A 17,862-nucleotide genomic window follows, 5' to 3' on the forward strand; every position below is an offset into this window, starting at 1 on the left:
CGACCGGGTGGTCGAGCGGCTGGCGGGTGGCGGGGTGGCGGTCCCATGGGCGGTCCCATGGGCGGGGCAGCTCGAAAGGACGTCGATGAAGGTACCCGGCGTCGAGCACCTGCTGATCGGCCGAGGGCAGCGGCGCAGCGGCCGTGAGCGCGGGGTCGCAGGCCACCGGCCACCGGACTACCGAGACGCGGGACTGCCGGGCGCGGGCGTGTCGGGGCGCGGGGCGGTGGGTGCGGAGGCTGGTCCCGTCCGGGTGAATCGGGTGGGTGAGCGGGCCAGGCGTCGTCTCCGGGCGCGGTTGACTACAGGGTATGGAGAGCGGCCGGCTGCGGCAGGTGTACGAGGAGGTGCTCGCGGAGGTCGACACCGGGGGGTTCGGGCCGCCGGCCGAGGGGGACCTCACCGCCGAGCAGATCGTGGCGCACCTGGTCGCCAACGACGAGTTGATGATCGAGGCGACGGAGGCGGTGCTGGCAGGTTCCCACTTCGCCTACTACGACCTGCAGACCATCCACCGGCCGCAACTGGACGCCCTGGTCGCCGAGCACGGTGGGCTGACCGGGCTGGCGGCTCTGCTGCACGAGACCAGCCGGCAGCTCTGCGCGTTGGTGGAGCGGCTCGGGCCGGCGGCGCAGACCCCGGTGGAGACCCACCTGCGGGAGGGGTTCACGCTCGTCGTCGACGAGGTGCTGCCCTGGGAGCGCACCCTGGACCTGCACGCCCGGGTGCACCTGCCCGCCCACCTCGAGCAGTTGCGGGCGTTGCGCCCCGCCGGCGCCGCCCCGGCCGGCTGAGGACCAGCGGGGCCACCGGGGCAGCGGGGGAGGCTCAGCGGCGGAAGGTCCGGCGGTAGGCCGACGGGCTCACCCCGATGCGCTGGTGCAGTTGCTGGCGGAACGCGGCGGCGGTGCCGAAGCCGGCCCGGTGCGCCACCTGGTCGACCGGCAGGTCGGTGGTCTCCAGCAGCAGCCGGGCGTGGTCGGTGCGCTGCTGCAACAGCCACTGCACCGGACTGAGCCCGGTCTCGGAGCGGAAGTGCCGGACGAAGGTACGCACGCTCATCCGGGCGTGCCCGGCCAGGTCGCGGAGGGTGAGGGGCTCGTGCAGCCGCTGCCGGGCCCACTCCCGGGTGGCGGCGACGCCGGTGCCGGGCCCCCGGGGGACCGGTCGCTCGATGTACTGCGCCTGCCCGCCGTCCCGCCACGCCGGCACCACGCAGCGCCGGGCCGCCCGGTTGGCGACCTCGCTGCCGTGGTCGGTCCGCACGACGTGCAGGCACAGGTCGATGCCGGCGGCCACCCCGGCCGAGGTGAGCACCGGGTCGTCGGCGAGGAAGAGCACGTCCGGGTCGAGGTCGACGTCCGGGTACAGGGCGCGGAAACGGTCCGCGTACGCCCAGTGGGTGGTGGCCCGACGGCCGTTCAGCAGGCCGGCGGCGGCCAGCACGAACGCGCCGGTGCAGACCGACACGATCCGTGCGCCGCGTCGGTGCGCGGCCCGCAGCGCCGTCGCCACCTCCGTCTCGACGACGCCGTCGAGCAGCGCCGACCCGCCGTGCACCCCGGGCACCACCACCGTGCCGGCGGACTCGACCAGCTCCAGGCCGTGGTCGGGCAGCACCCGGAAGCCGGCGCTGCTGCGTACCGGCCGGCCCCCGGCGGTGCAGACCCCGACCGTGTAGAGGCCGACCCCGTCGGCGGTACGGGCGGTGCTGAAGACCTGGGTGGCGGTGCCGAGGTCGAAGGCGACCACCTCGTCGACGACGAGCACGGCGACCTGGTGCGGGGCGGTCATGGCCAGATTATTGCGCACAATGTCTTTCCGGCCACTCGTCGGCAGCCGGCGCGCTGATCAGACTCGGTCCGTGAACCGCTCCCGTCGTCTGCACCCGGCCTGGATCGTCGCCGCCGTCGCCTTCGTCGCGCTGGTCGGCGCCGCCGGGTTCCGGGCCACGCCCTCGGTGCTGATGCACCCGCTGCACGCCGAGTTCGGCTGGCCGCTGGCCACCATCTCCGCCGCCGTCTCGGTCAACCTCCTGCTGTACGGGGTGACCGCGCCCTTCGCCGCCGCCCTGATGGACCGCTTCGGCATCCGGCGGGTGGTGGCCGTCGCGCTGACCCTGGTCGCGTCGGGCAGCGGGTTGACCGTCTTCATGGGCTCCAGTTGGCAGTTGATCCTCTGCTGGGGCGTGCTGGTCGGGCTCGGTACCGGCTCGATGGCGCTGGCCTTCGTCGCCACGGTGACCGGGCGCTGGTTCGTCACGCGGCGCGGCCTGGTGACCGGGGTGCTCACCGCCGGTGGGGCCGCCGGGCAGCTCGTCTTCCTGCCCCTGCTCGCCGTGCTGGTCGCCGACCACGGCTGGCGGGCGGCGGCGCTGGTCGTCACCGTGGCCGCGCTGGCCGTCGTACCCCTGGTGGTCTGGCTGCTGCGTGAGCACCCGGCGGACCTCGGCCTGCCGGCCTACGGGGCGACGGAGGTCGTGCCGCCCGCGCCGGTCACCGGCGGGGCGGCGTCCCGGGCGCTCGGTGCGCTCGCCACCGCCGCCCGGACCCGGCCGTTCTGGCTGCTCGCCGGCGGCTTCGCGATCTGCGGCGCGACCACCAACGGCCTGGTGGGTACGCACTTCGTGCCGGCCGCGCACGACCACGGCATGCCGCAGACGACCGCCGCCGGGCTGCTCGCCCTGGTCGGGCTCTTCGACATCGTCGGCACGATCGCGTCCGGCTGGCTCACCGACCGGGTGGACAGCCGGCTCCTGCTCGGCGCGTACTACGGGCTGCGCGGGCTCTCCCTGCTGGTGCTGCCGAGCCTCTTCGCCGCCACCGCCGAGCCGAGCATGCTGGTCTTCATCGTCTTCTACGGGCTGGACTGGGTGGCCACCGTCCCGCCGACGGTGGCGCTGTGCCGGGAGTACTTCGGCGCGGCCGGCGCGGTGGTCTTCGGCTGGGTCTTCGCCGCGCACCAGGTCGGGGCGGCGATCGCCGCGACCGGGGCGGGGCTGGTCCGGGACTCCCTCGGCGACTACGCGCTCGCCTGGTACGGGGCCGGGGGCCTGGCCATCGGCGCCGCCGTCCTCTCCCTGCTGCTGCGTCGCCGGGAGCCGGTGCCGGTACCGGTGCCCGTGCCCGCCGGGGTCACTCGACGACCGTGACGTCCTTCCAGAAGGCCACCCGGTCGCGGACCGACTCGGCCTCCGGCTTCGGGTCGGGGTAGTACCAGACCGCGTCGGCGCTGCTCGCGCCGTCGTGCTCCAACGAGTAGTAGGAGGCGGTGCCCTTCCACGGGCAGACGGTGTGCGTGGCGGAGTCGCGCAGCACCTCGTCGCGCAGGGCGGCGCGGGGAAAGTAGTGGTTGCCCTCGACCACGACGGTGTCGTCGCTCTCCGCGATCACCAGGTCGTTCCAGATGGCTTTCGGCATGACGTCAGCCTATGTCGCCCCGCCCGCCCCGGCCAGGCGCGCGACTGCGGACCGGTGACCGGTCAGGTGGCGGGCTCCGGGTCGGTCACGTCGGCGACCGTGGCGTCGAGGTGGGCCAGCGCCGCGTCCGCGTCGACGGCGACGGCGACCCCGTGCTCACCGGCGCCGAGGGTGATCTCCCGGCCGACCAGCCGCTCGTCGGCGACCACCGGCCACGCGGTGGTCGAGCCGAACGGGGTGATCGTGCCGCGGGCGTAGCCGGTCGCCGCGCGGGCCGCCTCGGCGTCCGGCATGGACAGCCGGTTCACCGCCAGCAGGGTCCGCAGCTTGGGCCAGGAGATCACCCGGTCGCCGGGGGTGAGCACGAACAGGTGGTCGTCCGGACCCCGGCGGACCACGATGGTCTTCACCACGTCGGGCACGGCCACCCCACGGGCCGCCGCCGCTTCCGCCAGGCTGCGCACCGGGCCGTGCCGGATCACCCGGTACGGCAGGCCGGAGGCGTCGAGGGCGGTGAACGCGGGCGTCGACATGCGCCCACGCTAGCCGATCCGGGGCGGGGGCGACTCGGGCCCGACACCGGCGACAAATGCACCCGGATCGGGGCGTCGGGTGCTTACAGTGATCACATGAGTGCGGTACGTGCCGGACGGTCGGTCGACCACGACCGGGCGGTGGACCTGCTGCGGCGTTCGTACGCGACGGTGCCCGCCGGGGAACCCGTCCGTCTGGCGAAGCGCACCTCGAACCTGTTCCGCCCCCGGGCCGCGCCCCGGGCACCGGGGCTGGACGTCACCGGCCTGGGCGGGGTGCTCGCCGTCGACCCGGTCGCCCGGACCGCCGACGTGCAGGGCATGTGCACCTACGAGGACCTGGTCGACGCCACCCTGGCGCACGGGCTGATGCCGCTGGTGGTGCCGCAGTTGCGCACCATCACGCTGGGCGGGGCGGTGACCGGGCTGGGGATCGAGTCCACCTCGTTCCGCAACGGCCTGCCGCACGAGTCGGTCGTCGAGATGGACGTGCTCACCGGCGCCGGTGAGCTGGTCACCGCCCGGCCCGACGGGGAGCACGCGGACCTCTTCGCCGCCTTCCCGAACTCCCTGGGCAGCCTCGGGTACGCCACCCGGCTGCGCATCGAGCTCCAGCCGGTCCGCCGGTACGTGGCGCTGCGCAACGTCCGGTTCCGTCGGCTGGCGGAGTTGGCCGACGCGATCGACGAGATCACCCGTACCCGCTCCTGGGCGGGGGTGGCGGTCGACGCCCTGGACGGGGTGATGTTCAGCCCCGGCGAGGCGTACCTGGCCCTGGGGACCTTCACCGACGAGGCCGAGCGGGTCGGCGACTACACCGGCCAGGCCATCTACTACCGGTCGCTGCGCACCCGGACCCACGACGCCCTGCGCACCCACGACTACCTGTGGCGCTGGGACACCGACTGGTTCTGGTGCTCGGCGGCGTTCGGCGTGCAGCACCCGGTCCTGCGCCGGCTCTGGCCGGCCCGCTGGCGGCGCAGCGACGTCTACCACCGGCTGGTCCGCTTCGAGCACCGGCACCGGGTGGCCGCCCGGATCGACCGGCTGCGCGGCCAGCCACCCCGGGAACGGGTGGTCCAGGACGTGGAGGTCCCGGTGGCGCGGACCGCGGAGTTCCTGCACTGGTTCGCCGCGACGGTGGGGATGAGCCCGGTCTGGCTCTGCCCGTTGCGGCTGCGCGAGCCGGCCGGGCCGTCGTCCGCCCGGTCCTGGCCGCTCTACCCGCTCCAGCCGGGGCGGACCTACGTCAACGTCGGGTTCTGGGGCAGCGTGCCGATCGCCCGGGGCGCCGCCGACGGCGACGTCAACCGGGCGATCGAGGCGACCGTGGCCCGGTTGGGCGGCCACAAGTCGCTCTACTCCGACGCCTACTACGACCGGGAGTCCTTCGACCGGCTCTACGGCGGCGCGACCTGGCGCGCCGTGCGGGAGCGGTACGACCCGGACCACCGGCTCACCGGACTGTACGAGAAGGCGGTGACACGACGATGAGCGTGACCGAACGGGAACCCGGCCCGGCGAGTGTCCCCGGCAGCCCACCGACGCCCGGCCGGCGGCCCCGGGCCACCGTCGCGGACGTGATCCGCACGATGACCGACGGGGACCTGCCGGTCCGGGTGAGCGGGTACGACGGCAGCGCGGTCGGCTCGGCGCAGCACGGGATCACCCTGGCGGTGCGCTCCGAGCGGGGGCTGTCGTACCTGCTCACCGCCCCCGGTGACCTGGGCATGGCGCGCGCGTACGTCAGCGGTGACCTGGCCCTGGAGGGGGTCCACCCGGGCGACCCGTACGAGGCGCTGCGGCTGCTCAAGGACGAGGTGCGGCTGCGTACCCCGGCGGTGACCGAGGTGGTGGAACTGGTCCGCCGGCTGGGCTGGGAACGGCTGCTGCCGCCCCCGCCGCCCCCGCAGGAGGCGCTGCCCCGCTGGCGACGGGTGCTGCGCGGGCTGCGGCACTCCCGGGTCCGGGACAGCTCGGCGATCTCCCACCACTACGACGTCTCGAACGCCTTCTACGAGCGGGTGCTCGGCCCGTCGATGACGTACACCTGCGCGGTCTACCGCAGTCCCGACGACACCCTGGAGCAGGCCCAGGCGGCCAAGTACGACCTGGTCGCGCAGAAGCTCGCGCTGACCCCGGGGATGCGCCTGCTCGACGTGGGCTGCGGCTGGGGCGGCATGGTCCGGCACGCCGCCCGGGAGTACGGCGTGCGGGCGCTCGGCGTGACGCTGTCCCGGGCGCAGGCGCAGTGGGCGCGGGCGGCGATCGAGCGGGAGGGGCTGACCGACCTGGCCGAGGTCCGGCACCTGGACTACCGGGACGCCCCGGCCGAGCAGTTCGACGCGATCTCCTCGATCGGGCTGACCGAGCACATCGGGGTCCGCAACTACCCGGCGTACTTCGCCGCGCTGCGCGACCGGCTGCGCCCCGGGGGCCGGCTGCTCAACCACTGCATCACCCGCGTGGACAACCGGGCCCCGCACCGCTCCGGCGCGTTCATCGACCGGTACGTCTTCCCGGACGGCGAGCTGGCCGGCCCCGGCCGGCTGATCGGCGAACTGCACGACGTCGGCGTGGAGGTGCAGCACGAGGAGAACCTGCGCCGGCACTACGCGCTGACCCTGGCCGCCTGGTGCCGCAACCTGGCGGCCAACTGGGACGCCTGCGTCGCCGAGGTGGGGGCGGGCACCGCCCGGGTCTGGGGCCTCTACATGGCCGGCTCGCGGCTCGCCTTCGAACGCAACGGCATCCAGTTGCACCAGGTGCTCGCCACCCGGACCGGGCCGGCGGGGGAACACGACTACCCGTTGCGTCCCGACTGGACCCCGTGACGAGCGCTGCGCCGGCAGGAGTAGGCGGCGGGTCGACGGGGTACTGGCGGTCGATGTCCTGCCGCCTCCGACCACCCACCCCCACCCGACGCCGCCCGGTGGGTTGAGCCGATGACCCGTTTCCTGTGCTGGCTGATCGGCCGACCGGAGACGCCTCCCGTCCCGGTGCACTCCGTACCCCGTCCGCCCTGCACCCCGCGCCGCCGGCACCGCCGCCGGACCCGCCGTCCCCGGGCCGGTTTCCGGCTGCCCCGCTCACCCTGGAACCGGTCCGCCGAGCGGTAGCCGCCGGCCGCGCACCACCCGGCCGGTGTGATCTACCGCCCGGCCCGGCTCCGGCCGAACCGGCCGTCACCCGCTGCGCCTAGGGTGGAGGGCGCAGGTGGCGACGGGGGAGATGCTGTGCGTAACCATCCGGCGGTGGTGCTGGTCGCCGTGCTGCTGTCCACCATCCTGTTGCCGGTCTCGTTGACCGGCGCGTCGGTGGCGCTGCCGGACATCGGGCGTGACCTCGACGCCGGGCTGGCCGCCGTGCAGTGGGTGGTGAACGGCTACAACGCGACCTTCGCGGCCTGCATGCTCGCCGCCGGTGCCCTCGCCGACCTGTTCGGCCGGCGTCTGCTGTTCGCCGTCGGGGTCGCCCTCTACGCCGGCTGCGGCCTGGCCGGGGCGTTCGCCACCGACATCGTGCTGCTCGACCTGGCCCGTGCCCTCGCCGGGGTGGGGGCCGCCGCCGCCGCGACCAGCGCCGGAGGGCTCCTCGCCGAGTCCTTCCCCGGCCGGGCGCGGGCCCGCGTGTTTGGCCTGTTCGGTACGGCGCTCGGGGTGGGGCTGGCGTTCGGCCCGTCCGTCGCCGGGCTGCTGATCGAGGGCTTCGGCTGGCGGGCGGTCTTCGCCGGCCCGGCGCTGCTGGCGCTGGTCGTGCTCGGCCTGACGCCGTTGCTGCCCGAGTCCCGGCAGCCGCACCGGGGGCGGATCGACTGGCTGGGCGCGGTCACCTTCACCGGGGCTTTGCTGCTGGGCATCGTCGGTTTCGTGCAGGGCCCGGAGACCGGCTGGACCGACCCGGCCATCGTGCTCGCCTTCGCCGGCTCCGTCCTGCTGCTGGCCGCCTTCGTCCGGGTCGAGCGGCGACGGCCGGACCCGATGTTCGACCTGGCGCTGCTGGCCCGGCCCCGGTTCGTCGGCATCCTGCTCGCGGCGGCCACCATCGTCGCCGTCCTGGTCCCGCTGCTGGTGTACCTGCCGTCGTACCTGACCACGGTGGTCGGGCTGGGGCCCGGCGCGGCCGGTGCCACGCTGATCCTGCTGACCGCCCCGACGCTGGTGCTGCCCCTGCTCGGCGCGGCGCTGGTCCGGCGGGTGGGCGCCCCGGTGGTGATCGTGACCTCGGTGGCGGTGGTCGCCGTCGGCGCGGCTTGGACGACGGTGATCGGGCCGGACAGCGCCCCGCTGTCGCTGGCGGCGCCGCTGCTCACCATGGGGGTCGGCGTCGGCCTGTCGATGGGGCTGCTGGACGGGCTGGCCATCGGCAGCGTGGAACCGGCCCGCGCGGCGACCGGCGCCGCCATGATCAACACTGCCCGGCTGGCCAGCGAGACGGTCGCCATCGCGGTGGTCGGCGCGGTGCTGGCGACCACGACCGGCGGGCGGCTCGCCGACCCCGGGTTCACCGGTGGCCTGCACGCCGTCCTCTGGACCATGGCCGGGGTGGCCCTGCTCGCGGTCGGCGTCGTCACCCTGCTGGTCCGCGACCGCGCCGCCGCGCCACCCCCGCCCGCGCCCGCCGCGACCCCCGACCCGCCGGTCGCCGCCACGCCGCCCGGGGAACGACCGCGGTAGGCCCTCCGGCGGTTGCCGGCCCGGCGTGCGGGCGGATCGCGGGTCGGCCGCTATCGTGGCGGGTCATGCGGAGCACGGAGCAGCGACTGGCCGGCATCCGGGGTGGGGTGCCGCCCCGACGGCACAACGCCCGCACCATCGCCGCGCTGACCGGCAACCCGGGCTGCACCCGCCGGGCCGTGCTGGACAGCGCCGGGGTGGACAAGACCCGGCTGGCCGAGCGGATCGGCTTCCCGGCCCGGTTCGGCCAGTCCCGGTTCGCCATCACCCGGGGCAACGCCTTCGAGGCCCAGCTCAAGGCCGACGGCGGTACGGAGTTGCTGCGGCTGGTCGCCGAGCGGCTCGGCGTACCGGTGCCGGAGTCGGCGAGCTGGACCGACCTCGGCGACGGCGCGGACGACACCCGGCACGACCTGGCCGCCCGCCAGCAGCGGTCGCGGGACCGGCTCCTCGCCGCCGTCCCGTCGCCCGAGGCCGACACGGCGGCGCTGTTCGACCATCCGCTGCTCGGGCTGGACGTGGCCGGGCAACGGGTGCACCTGGAACCGGACCTGGTCGCGGCCCGGCTCGCCGGCCGCTGGCACGTGGTCGAGATCAAGTCCTTCCCGGTGATCGACGGGCAGGCCGACCCGGCCAAGGTCGCCGCCGCCGCGATCCAGTCCGCCGTCTACGTGCTGGCGCTGCGCGACCTGCTCACCGCCGCCGGGCACGATCCCGGGCTGGTCGGCACCGACGTGGTCCTGGTCTGCCCCCGCGACTTCGGCAACCAGCCGGTGGCGAGCCTGGTCGACGTGCGTAAGCAACTGCTGGTGCTGCGCCGCCAACTGGACCGGATGGCCCGCATCGACACACTGCTGGCCGGCGTACCCGAGGACTTCACCGCCGACCCGCAGGCCGACCCGGCGACCCTGACCGCCGCGCTGACCAGGGTGGACGCCCGGTACGCGCCGGAGTGCCTGGCCACCTGCGAGCTGGCGTACTTCTGCCGGCACGAGACGCGCGGGCAGACCGGCGCGCTCGGCCGCCCGGTCCGGGAGGCGCTCGGCGGGGTCGCCACCGCCGCCGAGGCCCTGGCGCTGGCCGCCGGGGAGCGCGCCCCCGAGCCGGAGCAGGCCGAGGCCGCCGCGCTGCTGCGGGCCGCCGCCCAGTTGCGCGCCGACGCCCTGTCGGGACACCCCGGATGAGTACGCTGCGCGCGCTGGCCCGTGCGCAGGCCCTCGCCACCGGGCGGGCCCAGCCGGTGGCGACCGTCCGGCACCTGCACCTGGCCGACCGACCGCTGGTGCTGGTGCCGCTGACGCTGGCCGGTGAGGCGAACGCCCCGCTCGCCGCCCTGGTCGGGGCGGCCCCGCAGGAGGCGCGGCTGCTGGTCGTCCCGCAGCCGCGCAACCGGGACCAGCGCTTCGCGTTCGCCGCCGAGCTGGCCTCGGTGGTGCTCTCCTGGATCGACGAGCACCGGGGCCCCACCGAGGCGGTACCGGTCGACCGGGGCCGGGACGTCCGGCACCGGTACCTGGACGCGCCGCAGCTCGTGGTCCCCAACCCGGCCGGGGTGACCTTCCTGCGCCTCTTCGGCCGGTCCACCCGGTTCCGGCGCACCGACGGGGAGTACCCGGTGCATCCGTCGGTGCCGCTGCTCGGCCAGTGGCTGACCTTCTTCGCCGAGCGGGCCGAGCATCCCGGCTCGGCGGCCACCGTGGCGCTGACCGAGGCGTTGACCCTGCACTGGGCCACCGGCCAGTCGGTGGTGGAGGACCTGCACCTGCCGGCCCTGCTCGGCTGGCTCGACCCGCCGGCCGGGCTGGACGGGGCGCAGGCGGCGGCCCGCGCCGAGGACCCGTCGGTCTGCCCGCCGGCCGGGCCGGCCACCGACCCGGAGTTCGACAACACGCTCCTCGCCCCCGCGATGGCCGCGTACGACGCCGCCGGGGACGACCCGCACGCCCGCGAGGCGGCGTACGCGGAGCTGGCCCGGCTGCTGCGCGGCCAGCTCGCGCCGACCTGGGAGCTGGTCTGGCGCGGCCTGTCGCTGCTGCGCGCGCTGCCGGCCGGGGAGCGGGTGGCCGGCCGGTGGAGCGGGGACCGGGACGCGTTCACCGGGTACTGCGAGCACGTCGACGCCGGGGGCGGCCCGCAGCCCCGCCGGGACGGGGCGGTCGCCGCCGCGCAGCGCCTGCACCGGCTGGAACGGGCGCTGACCTCGTACGCGGTCCAGCGCGCCTACGACGACCCGCTGGTGATGGCCGAGTACCGGCTGACCGGAGAGGCCTTTGTCGGGGAGGTGACCCTGGCCGACCCGCACCGGATCGACGACAGCGGGAAACGCCCGGTGTTGCGCCCCCGGATCCAGGTGGTCACCACCGAGCCGGTGCTGGTGCCGGTCGGCGCGACCCTGACCTCGCCGACCCGGCCGGGGCAGAAGGCCCGGGTGGTCTTCGTGACCCCGACCGCCGGGGCGAAGACCGAGGTGGTGCTGGAGCTTTCCGGTGGCATGGGGCGGGGCCGGACGGCGGCCCCCGGCACCGTGCCCGAGGTGGGCGAACGGCTCTGCTACACCACGCTCGGCGACACCTTCCTGCCCGCCCCGGCGTTCCCCGCCACCGAGGAGACCCCGTGGACGCACGGCGGCCCGCCGGCCCCGCGCGAGCCGTTCGACGCCGACCTCGCGGCGCACCCCCGCTGACCACGCTCCCGCCCGGCCGCCGGCCGGGAACGCCGGTACGGCCGGGCGGTCAGGCCGGGGGAGCCGCGGGCGGGGGTTCCGGCGGCAGCCCGGGGGCGAGCCGGCGCAGCGAGGTGAACGTCGGCAGCAGCGCGTCGTACAGCTCCTCGTGCAGTGGCAGCAGGGCCGCGTAGGTGGCGGCGGCGGCCGGATCGGGGGTGACCGTCTCGGCGATCTCGACCAGGTCGGCGGCGACGTCGACGGAGGGGACCAGCCCCAGCGCCTGCATGCCGAGCAGGGCCGCGCCGAACCCGGAGCCCTCGTGCCCGGCCGGGAACCGGACCGGCAGGCCGAGCGCGTCGGCGAGCATCTGCCGCCACAGCGGGCTGCGCGCGAAGCCGCCGCTGGCCCGGACCTCCCGGACCTCGTTGCCGGCGGCCCGCACCGAGCGCAGCACCACGGCAAGCTGCTGGCACACCCCCTCCAGCGCCGCCCGGACGAGGTGTTCGCGCCGGTGGCCGTGGGTCAGCCCGACGTACGCCCCGCGCGCCAGTGAACTCCAGTGCGGGGCCCGCTCGCTGAGCAGGTACGGCAGCATGATCAGCCCGCCGGAGCCGACCGGGGCGCGGGCGGCCAGCGCGAGCAGCTCCTCCTCGGTCTGCTCGGCCAGCTCCGGGGCGAGGGCGTCGCCGGCCCAGCCGAGCACGATGCCGCCGTTGTTCACCGCCCCGCCGACCACCCACCGGTGCTCGGTCAGCGCGTAGCAGAACACCCCGCCGAGCGGGTCGACGGCGGGCTGCTCGACCATCACCCGCAGCGCCCCGCTGGTGCCGATGGAGCAGGCGAGGACGCCGGGGCGGACCGCGCCCAGACCGAGGTTGGCCAGCGGACCGTCGCCGGCGCCGACCACCACCGGGGTCTGTGCCGGCAGGCCGGTGGCGCGGGCCGCCCCGGGGGTGAGGCCGGGCAGCACGGTGGTGGTGGGGACCAGCCGGGGCAGCTTCGCGGCGGTGATGCCCGCGATCTCCAGCGCCTCGGGGTCCCAGTCCAGCCGGTGGATGTCGAGCAGCCCGGTGCCGGAGGCGAGCGAGTGGTCGGTGACCAGCTCGCCGCAGAGCCGGAGCAGGAGCAGGTCCTTGATGCCGACCCAGCGGGCGACCCGCGCGAAGACCTGCGGCTTCTGCTCGGCGTACCAGACCAGTTTGGGCAGGGGGGCCATCGGGTGCACGGGGGTGCCGGTGCGCCGGTGCAGGGCCAGCCCGTTCGCGGCCACCCGCAGCCGTTCGGCCTGCCCGCTCGCGCGGGCGTCGGCCCAGGTGACGACCGGGGTGAGCGGGTTGTCGTCGGCGTCCAGCCCGATCAGGCTGTGCATCGCCGAGCTGAACGACAGCCCGGCGACCGGCCCGGCCAGCCCGGCCGCCACCGTCCGGACGGTCTCCAGCACGGCGGCGTGGATCAGGTCGAAGTCCTGTTCGGCCCGGCCGGGCAGCGGGGCGTCGAGCGGGTACCCGACGGCGTGCGTGCCGAGTTGCCGGCCGTCGGTGTCGTACGCCACGGCCTTGGTGCTGGTGGTGCCGATGTCGACGCCGATCACCACCTGCCGGCCGTTGCCGGGGTCGTCCACGCCACTCTCCTGACGCCGCCTCGTGCCGGACGACGACTCCGCCGGTCGCGGGTGACGTTACCGACTCGTCGCCGTCCGCACCGACCGGGCCCCGCTGTCCGGTTTGGCGGTATCAACCTTTGTGTTGGTTTTAGTCGCTGTTCGGGTAATTGACGGTTCGGTGCCCGGTAGCTCCCGGTGGTTCCCCTCGTTGATCAGGGCGACACCCCGGTGACGCGGCGGAGGAGTCGGCATGACGAAGACTGATTCGACGGGTACCTGGCGTTACCGGTGGGCACACCGGCACAACGAGCGGCTGCGGCAGGCGTACCGGGCCGACGAGCTGGCCTGGCGGCAGCGCGACGGGGAACTGCGGCGGCTGCGGGCCGTGGCGGCCGGCTTCGGCGGCGACCCCGGCCCGGACCCCGGACTGCCGCTGGCCCTGGCCCCCGACGAGCGGGTCCACTGGGCGGTGCCCGCCGCCCGGCTGGTCGAGGTACGGCACGCCGTCGTCCTGCCCGCCCCAGAACTCACCGTCACCCTCGGCGCCCCGCCCCGGCGTACCCGCCGGCCGGACGGGGTCCGGGTCGCCGACACCGGCCTCGCCGTGGTCACCAACCGCCGGTTGGTGCTGCTCGGCGGGCGCGGCCGGCGCGACTGGGCGTACGGCCGGATGACCGGGCTGGCCCACGACCCGGCGGCGCCCGTCACGCTGATCCAGGTCCTCGACCGGCGGGCCGCCTCCGGGCTGCTGCTGCCGCCGGCCGCGGCGGCGGAGTTCCGGTTCACCCTGACCCTGGCCTTCGCCGACGCGATCGAGCAGCGCCCGGCGATCGTCGCGCAGCTCGACGAGCTGATCGCCGAGCACGCCCAGGCGCGGCCGTTCCGGCCGGAGATCGCCACCCCGGCGCAGGCCCGGCTCACCGCCCGGGTGCCCGGTGGACGCCGGACCGTCGCGGTCGCGGCGGCCGGCGCGCTGCTGGTCCCCGCCGTGCTGCTGGACTCCGACCCGCCGGTCAGCCCCGGCATCGAGGTCGCGGTCGCCGCCACCCCGCACGCCGTCCCCGCCGCCCCGGCGGCCGGGAGCCGCCGCCCCGACCGGTCCGCCGCTGCGGACGCTCCCTCCCCGGAGGTCACCGCGACGCGGGTGGCCCGGTCACCGAAACCCCGCCGCGCCACCGGGGCGACCCCGTCCGCCCGGGACCGGTTCTGCGGCGCCCCGCGCAACCCGTTCGGGTACGACTACTGCGGCGGCGAGCGGGTCCACCACCCCGACGAGGCGATCTGCGCGTGGTTCTCCTGTGGGCAGGACTTCTGGCTCGGCGAGGGCTACCTGGTGCAGTGCCGGGACGGCTCGGTCAGCCTCTCCGGCGGCCAGCCGGACGCCTGCGCCCGGCACCGGGGCGTGCGCCGTACCGTCTGGTCCTGACCCCGCCGACCGGTCGCGTCCGGCGGTCAGTCGTCGGCGCGGGGGTGGCCCAGCATCAGGTCGGCCAGGCGGCGCAGCGCCGGTGCGGCGGCGAGCAGGTCCCGCCGGTCCGGCTCGGGCAGCTCGTCGAGCGCGGCGGCGAGCAGGTCCCGCCGGTACCGCCCGTACCAGGCGGTCCGCTGCCGGGCCTCGTCGGTGAGGGTCAGCCGGACGATCCGCCGGTCGGCGGGATCCCGGTCGCGGTGCAGCAGGCCGGCGGCGGTCAGCTCACCGACCAGGGTGCTGACCGTGTTGGCGGCGGTGCCGAGCCGCTCGGCGACCTCCTTCACCCCGATCCCGGGCCGCCGCTGGACCAGCCGGAGCAGCTCCACCTGGGCGTCCGGCAGGGCGGCCCGACCGGAGCGCTGGACCGCCCGCCGGCGCAGCACCCGGTGCAGGTCACCCACGGCGCCGCCGAGCTGGTCGACGCTGTCCTCGTCCGTCACGTCACTCATCTCACACCACAACTACTCTGACTACAGAGATATCTTGTCCGGAACGAGAACGTACCGGAGGCCCCCGCATGTCCACCGTCGCGCCACCCGCGCCGAGCGCCCCGCGGATCATCCCACCCACCGGCCGGGCCGGCGTGACCCTGCTGGTGCTGCTCGGCCTCATGACGGCGGTCGGCCCGCTCTCGCTCGACATGTACCTGCCGGCGTTCCCGCTGATGACCGGGGACCTCGCCGCCACCCAGGCGCAGGTCCAGCTCTCCCTGACCACCTGTCTGGTCGGCATGGCCGTCGGGCAACTCGTCACCGGGCCGCTCAGCGACCGCTGGGGCCGGCGCACCCCGGCCCTGATCGGGCTCGGCGGGTACGTCCTGCTCTCCCTGGTCTGCGCGCTCGCCCCCTCCGCGCCCGCGCTCGCCGCCCTCCGGTTCGGGCAGGGCTTCGCCGGCGGGATGGGCGTGGTGGTGGCCCGCGCCGTCGTCCGGGACCTCTACGCGGGGCGGGCCGCCGCGAAGTACTTCTCCCGGCTCACGCTGATCTTCGGCATCGCCCCGGTGGCCGCCCCCGCCATCGGCAGCCTGGTGCTGCGGGTCGGCTCCTGGCGTACCGTCTTCGTCACCCTCGCCGGGATCGGGCTGCTGCTCGCCCTCGCCGTCGCCCGTTGGCTGCCGGAGACCCTGCCCGCCGCCCGGCGCGACTCCGGCGGCCCGGCCGATCTCGGCCGGGTGGTCGGCGCGCTGCTCACCGACCGGGTCTACCTCGGGTACGCGGTCACCCAGGGGCTCGCCTTCGCCAGCCTCTTCGCCTACATCTCCGGCTCGTCCTTCGTCTTCCAGGACGTCTTCGGCCTCTCCGTCACGGCGTTCACCGTCATCTTCGGGGTCAACGCGTGCGGGCTGGTCGTGATGGGGCAGCTCAACGCCCGGCTGCTCGACCGGTTCCACCCCCGGACACTGATCGTCGGCACCCTCGCCGCCAGCACCGTGGCCGCCCTGGCGACCCTGACCGGGGCGCTCACCACGACGGTCGCCCTGGTCGTCGTCGCGCTCTTCGTCTTCGTCGGCTCGCTCGCCATGGTCATGCCCAACGGCACCGCCCTCGCGCTGGACCGGCACCCCGCGCACATCGGTACCGCCGCCGCCCTGCTCGGCGCGATCCAGTCGGTGATCGGCGCGCTCGCCGCGCCGGTGGTCGGGCTCGGCGGGGAGGGCAGCGCCGTACCGATGACCGTGGTGATGTGCGCGGCGGCCGGACTCTCCCTCCTCGTCGTCCTCACCATGGCCCGCCCCGACCGTCGCGCCGCCTAGGGCGTTGTCGGACCCGGCTGGTGTGATGGCCCGGTGGGAGAGTCCGAGGTACGCCGCACCGTCGAGACGGCCTGGCGGATGGAGGGCGGCCGGGTCGTCGCCGCCGTCGCCGCGATCGTCGGCGACGTCGGCCAGGCCGAGGAACTGGCCCAGGACGCGGTGCTCGCCGCGCTCGAACAGTGGCCGCGCGACGGCGTGCCGGCCAACCCCGGGGCCTGGTTGACCACGGTCGGCAAGCGGCGGGCGCTCGACGCGGTGCGCCGCCGGCAGACCCGGGACCGTACCCTCGCCGAGCTCGGCCGGGGCCTCGACGAGCAGGTCACCGAGGACTTCGACGCCGCCGTCGAGGAGCGGATCGAGGACGACCTGCTCCGGCTGGTCTTCGTGGCCTGCCACCCGGTGCTCAGCCCGATCGCCCGCGCGGCGCTCACCCTGCGGCTGGTCGGCGGGCTGACCACCGGGGAGATCGCCCGCGCCTTCCTCACCACCGAGGCCACCGTCGGGCAGCGGATCACCCGGGCCAAGCAGACCCTCGCCAGCGCCGGGGTGCCGTTCGAGGTGCCCGGCCCCACCGAGCGCGCCGACCGCCTCGACTCGGTGCTGGAGGTCGTCTACCTGATCTTCAATGAGGGGTACGCGGCCACCGCCGGTGACGACTGGATGCGCCCCGCCCTCTGCCAGGAGGGGCTGCGCCTGGCCCGGCAGGTGCAGGGGCTGATGCCCGACGAGCCCGAGGTGCACGGGCTGGCCGCGCTGCTGGAGATCCAGGCGTCGCGCACCGGCGCGCGTACCGGCCCGGACGGCGAGCCGATCCTCCTCGACGACCAGGACCGCAGCCGCTGGGACCGGCTGCTCGTCCGGCGCGGCCTGGCCGCCCTCGACCGGGCCCGCAGTCTCCGGGAGCCGGCCGGCCACCCCGGCCGGTACGTCCTCCAGGCCGAGATCGCCGCCTGCCACGCGCGGGCGCGTACCCCGCCGGAGACCGACTGGGCGCGGATCGCGGCCTGCTACGCGGAGCTGGCCCGGGTGGTGCCCTCGCCGGTGGTGGAGCTGAACCGGGCCGTCGCCGTCGCCTACGCCGAGGGCCCCGCCGCCGGCCTGGCCCTGGCCCGGCGGCTGGCCGACGAGCCGGCGCTGGCGCACTACCACCTGCTGCCCAGCGTCCTCGGGGACCTGCTCGCCAAGCTCGGCCGGCACGCGCAGGCGCGGGTCGAGTTCGAGCGGGCCGCCGCGCTCACCGGCAACGCCCGGGAACGGGCGCTGCTGCTCGACCGGGCCGCCGCCTGCGACCGGTAGAAAAAATCTTCGCGGCGGATGTCGGATCCGGGTCGGCCCGATCGACGGGTCAGTGGAAGCCACGACGAGAGGAACCCGCGATGCGGTACATGCTGATGCACAAGCTGGACGAGAACCAGCCCGGCGCGTTCGACCCGAGCCCCGAGTTCGTCGAGCGGATGGGCGCCTACATCGAGGAGGTGGCCAAGGCCGGTGCGCTGCTCGCCGCCGAGGGGCTGACGAAGAGCAGCGAGGAGTCGGCCCGGATCACCGCCACCACGGGCCGCAAGACCACCGTGGTGGACGGGCCGTTCACCGAGACGAAGGAACTCATCGCCGGGTTCGCGCTGCTGGAGGTGCGCTCGAAGGACGAGGCGGTGGAGTGGGCGAAGCAGTTCGTCGACATCTTCGTCGCCGCCGGCATCGACGTCGAGGTCGACGTCCGCCGGGTCCACGAGATGCCCTGA

The 17,862-nt window shown here is 75.6% G+C and carries 17 protein-coding genes; 12 read left to right on the forward strand and 5 right to left on the reverse strand.

Translation table 11 applies throughout. The annotated features are described in order from the left end of the window. Positions 1-311 precede the first annotated feature (311 nt). Positions 312-794 (forward strand): hypothetical protein, encoded by a 483-nt coding sequence (locus AWW66_RS09690; protein ID WP_067362994.1) that lies wholly within the window; start codon positions 312-314, stop codon positions 792-794. Between the two features lie 34 nt (positions 795-828). On the opposite strand, the gene AWW66_RS09695 is transcribed toward AWW66_RS09690, so the two are convergent. Continuing rightward, positions 829-1,794 (reverse strand): GlxA family transcriptional regulator, encoded by a 966-nt coding sequence (locus tag AWW66_RS09695; RefSeq protein WP_211271895.1) that lies wholly within the window; start codon positions 1,792-1,794, stop codon positions 829-831. A 70-nt stretch (positions 1,795-1,864) separates the two neighbouring features. Here AWW66_RS09695 and AWW66_RS09700 point away from each other — a divergent pair, with 70 nt between their 5' ends. Further along, complete coding sequence (locus AWW66_RS09700; protein ID WP_067363000.1) at positions 1,865-3,151, forward strand: MFS transporter; 1,287 nt, start codon at positions 1,865-1,867, stop codon at positions 3,149-3,151. Here AWW66_RS09700 and AWW66_RS09705 read toward each other — a convergent pair. Beyond that, positions 3,135-3,419 (reverse strand): DUF427 domain-containing protein, encoded by a 285-nt coding sequence (locus tag AWW66_RS09705; protein WP_067363003.1) that lies wholly within the window; start codon positions 3,417-3,419, stop codon positions 3,135-3,137. The genes AWW66_RS09700 and AWW66_RS09705 overlap by 17 nt on opposite strands. Positions 3,420-3,481: 62 nt before the next feature. Then, on the reverse strand, positions 3,482-3,952 hold the full coding sequence (locus AWW66_RS09710) for an aminoacyl-tRNA deacylase (RefSeq protein ID WP_067363006.1): 471 nt from the start codon (positions 3,950-3,952) through the stop codon (positions 3,482-3,484). A 96-nt stretch (positions 3,953-4,048) separates the two neighbouring features. Between AWW66_RS09710 and AWW66_RS09715 the strand changes: the two genes are divergently transcribed. The 6 genes from AWW66_RS09715 (at position 4,049) to AWW66_RS09735 (ending at position 11,311) form a co-directional block, all read left to right on the forward strand. After that, positions 4,049-5,446: an FAD-binding oxidoreductase gene (locus AWW66_RS09715; protein ID WP_067363009.1), complete on the forward strand. Its 1,398-nt coding sequence runs from the start codon at positions 4,049-4,051 to the stop codon at positions 5,444-5,446. Next, positions 5,443-6,786: a class I SAM-dependent methyltransferase gene (locus AWW66_RS09720; RefSeq protein WP_067363012.1), complete on the forward strand. Its 1,344-nt coding sequence runs from the start codon at positions 5,443-5,445 to the stop codon at positions 6,784-6,786. The genes AWW66_RS09715 and AWW66_RS09720 overlap by 4 nt, the downstream gene beginning before the upstream one ends. A 111-nt stretch (positions 6,787-6,897) precedes the next feature. Then, on the forward strand, positions 6,898-7,071 hold the full coding sequence (locus AWW66_RS34310) for a hypothetical protein (protein ID WP_169807085.1): 174 nt from the start codon (positions 6,898-6,900) through the stop codon (positions 7,069-7,071). A 117-nt stretch (positions 7,072-7,188) separates the two neighbouring features. Then, positions 7,189-8,628, forward strand: coding sequence for an MFS transporter (locus tag AWW66_RS09725; RefSeq protein WP_083978359.1), 1,440 nt, complete (start codon positions 7,189-7,191; stop codon positions 8,626-8,628). 65 nt (positions 8,629-8,693) lie between these two features. Next, the gene (locus tag AWW66_RS09730; RefSeq protein ID WP_067363014.1) at positions 8,694-9,812 is read left to right on the forward strand and encodes a hypothetical protein; all 1,119 of its coding nucleotides are present in this window, start codon (positions 8,694-8,696) and stop codon (positions 9,810-9,812) included. Beyond that, positions 9,809-11,311: a hypothetical protein gene (locus AWW66_RS09735; RefSeq protein ID WP_067363017.1), complete on the forward strand. Its 1,503-nt coding sequence runs from the start codon at positions 9,809-9,811 to the stop codon at positions 11,309-11,311. The genes AWW66_RS09730 and AWW66_RS09735 overlap by 4 nt, the downstream gene beginning before the upstream one ends. A gap of 49 nt (positions 11,312-11,360) precedes the next feature. Here AWW66_RS09735 and AWW66_RS09740 read toward each other — a convergent pair whose 3' ends face one another. Further along, on the reverse strand, positions 11,361-12,914 hold the full coding sequence (locus tag AWW66_RS09740) for a gluconokinase (RefSeq protein ID WP_245648089.1): 1,554 nt from the start codon (positions 12,912-12,914) through the stop codon (positions 11,361-11,363). Positions 12,915-13,146: 232 nt separating this feature from the next. Between AWW66_RS09740 and AWW66_RS09745 the strand changes: the two genes are divergently transcribed. Continuing rightward, positions 13,147-14,322 carry a hypothetical protein gene (locus AWW66_RS09745; RefSeq protein WP_067363020.1) on the forward strand — a complete coding sequence of 392 codons (1,176 nt, stop codon included), beginning with the start codon at positions 13,147-13,149 and terminating at the stop codon, positions 14,320-14,322. Positions 14,323-14,348: 26 nt separating this feature from the next. Here AWW66_RS09745 and AWW66_RS09750 read toward each other — a convergent pair whose 3' ends face one another. Next, positions 14,349-14,816, reverse strand: coding sequence for a MarR family winged helix-turn-helix transcriptional regulator (locus tag AWW66_RS09750; RefSeq protein WP_067363023.1), 468 nt, complete (start codon positions 14,814-14,816; stop codon positions 14,349-14,351). Positions 14,817-14,884: 68 nt separating this feature from the next. On the opposite strand from AWW66_RS09750, the gene AWW66_RS09755 reads away from it, so the two are divergent. The 3 genes from AWW66_RS09755 (at position 14,885) to AWW66_RS09765 (ending at position 17,862) form a co-directional block, all read left to right on the forward strand. Beyond that, positions 14,885-16,120: a multidrug effflux MFS transporter gene (locus AWW66_RS09755; RefSeq protein WP_067363026.1), complete on the forward strand. Its 1,236-nt coding sequence runs from the start codon at positions 14,885-14,887 to the stop codon at positions 16,118-16,120. A 33-nt stretch (positions 16,121-16,153) separates the two neighbouring features. Beyond that, positions 16,154-17,416, forward strand: coding sequence for an RNA polymerase sigma factor (locus AWW66_RS09760; protein WP_245648091.1), 1,263 nt, complete (start codon positions 16,154-16,156; stop codon positions 17,414-17,416). Positions 17,417-17,496: 80 nt separating this feature from the next. Then, complete coding sequence (locus AWW66_RS09765; protein WP_067363029.1) at positions 17,497-17,862, forward strand: YciI family protein; 366 nt, start codon at positions 17,497-17,499, stop codon at positions 17,860-17,862.

Origin of the sequence: Micromonospora rosaria (genome assembly GCF_001567585.1) — a bacterium.
Classification (GTDB): Bacteria; Actinomycetota; Actinomycetes; order Mycobacteriales; family Micromonosporaceae; genus Micromonospora; species Micromonospora rosaria.

Bases quoted from the DNA above. Each gene is read 5' to 3' on its own strand.
- AWW66_RS09690 (WP_067362994.1), top strand. From the start codon at position 312: ATGGAGAGCGGCCGGCTGCGGCAGGTGTACGAGGAGGTGCTCGCGGAG.
- AWW66_RS09695 (WP_211271895.1), bottom strand. From the start codon at position 1,794: ATGACCGCCCCGCACCAGGTCGCCGTGCTCGTCGTCGACGAGGTGGTC.
- AWW66_RS09705 (WP_067363003.1), bottom strand. From the start codon at position 3,419: ATGCCGAAAGCCATCTGGAACGACCTGGTGATCGCGGAGAGCGACGAC.
- AWW66_RS09710 (WP_067363006.1), bottom strand. From the start codon at position 3,952: ATGTCGACGCCCGCGTTCACCGCCCTCGACGCCTCCGGCCTGCCGTAC.
- AWW66_RS09715 (WP_067363009.1), top strand. From the start codon at position 4,049: ATGAGTGCGGTACGTGCCGGACGGTCGGTCGACCACGACCGGGCGGTG.
- AWW66_RS09720 (WP_067363012.1), top strand. From the start codon at position 5,443: ATGAGCGTGACCGAACGGGAACCCGGCCCGGCGAGTGTCCCCGGCAGC.
- AWW66_RS34310 (WP_169807085.1), top strand. From the start codon at position 6,898: ATGACCCGTTTCCTGTGCTGGCTGATCGGCCGACCGGAGACGCCTCCC.
- AWW66_RS09730 (WP_067363014.1), top strand. From the start codon at position 8,694: ATGCGGAGCACGGAGCAGCGACTGGCCGGCATCCGGGGTGGGGTGCCG.
- AWW66_RS09735 (WP_067363017.1), top strand. From the start codon at position 9,809: ATGAGTACGCTGCGCGCGCTGGCCCGTGCGCAGGCCCTCGCCACCGGG.
- AWW66_RS09745 (WP_067363020.1), top strand. From the start codon at position 13,147: ATGACGAAGACTGATTCGACGGGTACCTGGCGTTACCGGTGGGCACAC.
- AWW66_RS09750 (WP_067363023.1), bottom strand. From the start codon at position 14,816: ATGAGTGACGTGACGGACGAGGACAGCGTCGACCAGCTCGGCGGCGCC.
- AWW66_RS09755 (WP_067363026.1), top strand. From the start codon at position 14,885: ATGTCCACCGTCGCGCCACCCGCGCCGAGCGCCCCGCGGATCATCCCA.
- AWW66_RS09765 (WP_067363029.1), top strand. From the start codon at position 17,497: ATGCGGTACATGCTGATGCACAAGCTGGACGAGAACCAGCCCGGCGCG.